Annotated in this window: 3 protein-coding genes; 2 read left to right on the top strand and 1 reads right to left on the bottom strand. The window is 70.0% G+C overall.

Translation table 11 applies throughout. From position 1 onward, the window contains the following. Positions 1-1,083, top strand: a 1,083-nt coding sequence (locus tag MJ777_RS22565) for a WD40 repeat domain-containing protein (protein WP_239377724.1), incomplete at its 5' end; no start/stop codon positions are given. Positions 1,084-1,134: 51 nt separating this feature from the next. Here the strand turns inward: MJ777_RS22565 and MJ777_RS22570 are convergent. Then, the gene (locus MJ777_RS22570; protein WP_239377725.1) at positions 1,135-2,202 is read right to left on the bottom strand and encodes an integrase core domain-containing protein; all 1,068 of its coding nucleotides are present in this window, start codon (positions 2,200-2,202) and stop codon (positions 1,135-1,137) included. A 770-nt stretch (positions 2,203-2,972) separates the two neighbouring features. On the opposite strand from MJ777_RS22570, the gene MJ777_RS22575 reads away from it, so the two are divergent. Next, positions 2,973-3,385 (top strand): reverse transcriptase N-terminal domain-containing protein (locus tag MJ777_RS22575; protein WP_239377727.1); only part of this gene is annotated, 413 nt, incomplete at its 3' end.

The raw sequence follows: 3,385 nt of genomic DNA on the forward strand, positions 1-3,385 counted from the left end.
GGCGACCCGGGGGCGACCCGCGGCGCGGAGAAAGGCGCGGCGGCACCCCGGCGACCCGCGCCGCACCGGATGACGGCCGTGCCCAGCCGCTTCGGTGAGCCCCTGGCCGGTCATGTGGGCACCGTGTGCGCGGTGGCGTTCTCGGCGGATTCGGCGCTCCTGGCCAGCGGCAGTGACGACCGGACGGTGCGGCTGTGGGACGTCGCCGGCCGCCGGCAACTGGGGCGAGCCCTGACCGCCCACCACGACCGCGTCTCCTCCGTCACGTTCGCGCCCGGCCGGCCCGTTCTGGCCAGCGCTGGCGCGGACCGTGCGGTGCGGCTGTGGGACGTGACCGATCCCGCCGAACCTCGCGCGCTGGGACGGCCGCTGCTGGCGCACACGGGCCCGGTCCACTCGGTCGCCTTCGCGCCGGACGGTCCCATCCTGGCTAGCGCTGGCCAGGACGGGATCGTGTTCCTGTGGGACCTGACCAACCCGGCCCGCCCCCACCGCCTCGCCGCCTTGGAGATCGCCAGCCCAGCGCGAGGCGTCGCGTTCGCGCCCGTCGGGACGCTGCTGGCCGTCGCCGCCCACGACATGTCTGTGCGGGTCATCGACACCGCCGAGGCGCGCGGCGCCGGGCCGGCCCGGTTCGTCGCCGATGCCGCGGGCACCGTGCGGCCCCGTCGGCCCGGGGGCGAGTCGACAACGCCGAGCTCCACGCTGACTGGCCACTTCGGCCGGGTCTTCGCCGTCGCGTTCTCCCCGGACGCCACGCTGCTTGCCAGCGGCAGCGCCGATCACTCGGTCCGCCTGTGGGACGTCGGGGAGGGCGCCGCTCCGCGCCCGCGTGGCGGCGCGCTGATCGAGCACGCCGGCTGGGTCCACTCGGTCGCGTTCTCCCCGGACGGAACATTGCTGGCAAGCGGCGCCGCGGATCGCTTCGTGCGGCTCTGGGACGTCACCGACCGCGCCTCCCCCCGCCTGCTTGGCACGCCCCTGCGCTGGCACATGGGCGGCGTCTGGTCGGTCGCCTTCTCGCCGGACGGACGAATGCTCGCGAGCGCCGGCATCGACGGGAAGGTCCAGCTCTGGCGGTGACGTGACGCCTGTGGGGTGTCAGAACTCGGCCACCGGCCTTGACCTGGGGTTTTAGGCGGCTCGTTCGTATTCGTTGATCAGGCCGCCGAGGATGGGTCGACGCTTGATCCGTTCCTGGGTCAGGTCCGCGACGGGGTGGTCGGGCCGTGGTGGTTGAAGGCCGCGACCGCGGTGGGGTCGTCGTCCGTTGTAGTGCCGTGCGTACTCGGCCAGGACAACGCGCAGGTACCGCTCACCGAAGATCAGCATCCGGTCGGTGACCTCGGCCCAGACCGTGCGGACGAACCGTTCCGCGTAGGCGTTCGCCCGCGGAGTTCGGGGTGGGATCGTGACTGCGCCGATACCGGCGTCGGCGAGGATCGCGTCGAACGACGCGGTGAATTGTCCGGCGCGATCACGGACCAGGAACCGGAAGTCGGCCGCCCGGTCACCGAGATCCATGAGCAGGTTCCGGGCTTGTGGGGTGGTCCACGGTCCGTCGGGGTGGGCGGTGACCCCGAGGACATGGACGGTGCGGGAGCCGACTTCCAGGACGAAGAAGCAGTACAGACGCCGTAGCGTCACGGCACAGTCCACATGGAAGAAGTCGACGGCCAGCATGGTCAAGGCCTGGGTGCGCAGGAACTGCCGCCACGTCGTGTCGGCCTGCCGCTTGGGCGCCGGTGGGAGACCCAGGGACTTCAGGACCCGGCGGATCGTGGAGGCGCTGACCCGGTGGCCGAGCTTGAGGAGCTCGCCCTGGATCCGCTGATAGCCCCACGTCGTGTTCTCGGTCGCGAGCCGCTCGATGAGGACCGCGATCTCCGGGCTGATTGGTGGTCGTCCCGTCCGCTGCGGATGAGTCCATGTCCGTGTGACCAGACGGCGGTGCCACCGTAGGGCGGTGCCGGGGGTGACCAGCCGGTGGGTTCGCAGCGCCTTGGGGAGAAGCCGGATCAAGGCGGCGAGTACCGCCCGGTCTGCCCAGTCCCAGCGTGGCTTGGGCTGGGTACGGCGCAGCATGGTGACCTCATGCCGCAACACCAGCAGTTCGATGTCCTTCGATGCCGACGAACGACCGAGCAACACCAGCCAACCGCACACCCGCACGAAGATCAGATAGAGCAGGCGGATGGACACAACTGACCATCATGCCGTCTGCCCGCTCCGCCGCATCAGCCCAGGTGACAGGCCCAGACCGACTTCTGGCACCCCACACGGTTCACGGTGACCTACACACCCAAGCACGCAAGCTGGCTGAACATGGTGGTGCGACACGAGGTCGCATGAGAACAGTGGTGCTCGTTGAGGAGGTTCGACTGATGTCGAAGACGTAGGACCCGGTCCAGTGCGCAAGGATCGTCCCCGCTCTGGCGTGCGTCGTGGGTAACCGCGGGGTGCGAAGCCCAGGGTTAAAGGCCCAAGGACCGCTGTTCCATCCGGTGGTCACAGGCTGGGGAAGACCGGACGGGTGAAGGACGTGAATCCTCGTTGACGCCTCGTCATGAGCACTCTCGCCGATGGGATGGTCCAGCGGGAGACAGGGGCCGGTCGCTGGGAGGCGACGGGTGCCGCCCGGACGGGCTTAGCTGGGCGGGAGCGCACCACCGTCCCCGGGGTACAGAGGGCGCCCACCCCGGTCGTATCTGTCTCATGCGGAACGTGACAACCCCGCCGGTGTCCGGACCCAGCGGTAGCTGGGCCCGGTAGGTCGACCGTGAGGTTGATCGATGCCCCGGCGGGCGCAGGACGGCCCGAGAAGCGAACGCCGGCAGCCGAAAGGCAACAGGAAACCGGGAGATCGAAGGTCGGCACCTCCGTCGGCGGTCCCGCATAACTGGCCGGATAGAGGCTGATGCCTCGACCCGAAAGGGTGCTGACGCGGGCCGGGTGAGCCCGCGAACGACGAGTTGGCAACGGCACCGGAACCGAGGGACAAGTTGGACGCCACGATGATGTTGGAGGCGGCCGCGGTCGGCGACGATCTGGTCGTGGTGAACGGACCTGAAGACGAGTTCCCCGACTGGGACGCTGTGGATTGGCGTGCTGTCGAGGAGGACGTACGGCGACTGCGGCAGCGGATCTTCGCGGCGACGCGGGCGGGGGACCTGAAGAAGGTCCGCAACCTGCAGAAGTTGATGCTCCGTTCCCGCGCCAACGCGCTGCTCTCGGTGCGGCGGGTCACGGAGGCCAACGCTGGCCGCAAGACGGCCGGGGTGGACGGGCAGGTCGTGGTGAGAGACCAGCACAAGGCCGAACTGGCCGACTGGGTTCAGCACCGCGCGACGCCGTGGTCACCCCGCCCGGTCAAGCGGGTGTATGT

It is taken from the genome of Protofrankia sp. Cj5, assembly GCF_917627405.1.
Classification (GTDB): domain Bacteria; phylum Actinomycetota; class Actinomycetes; order Frankiales; family Frankiaceae; genus Protofrankia.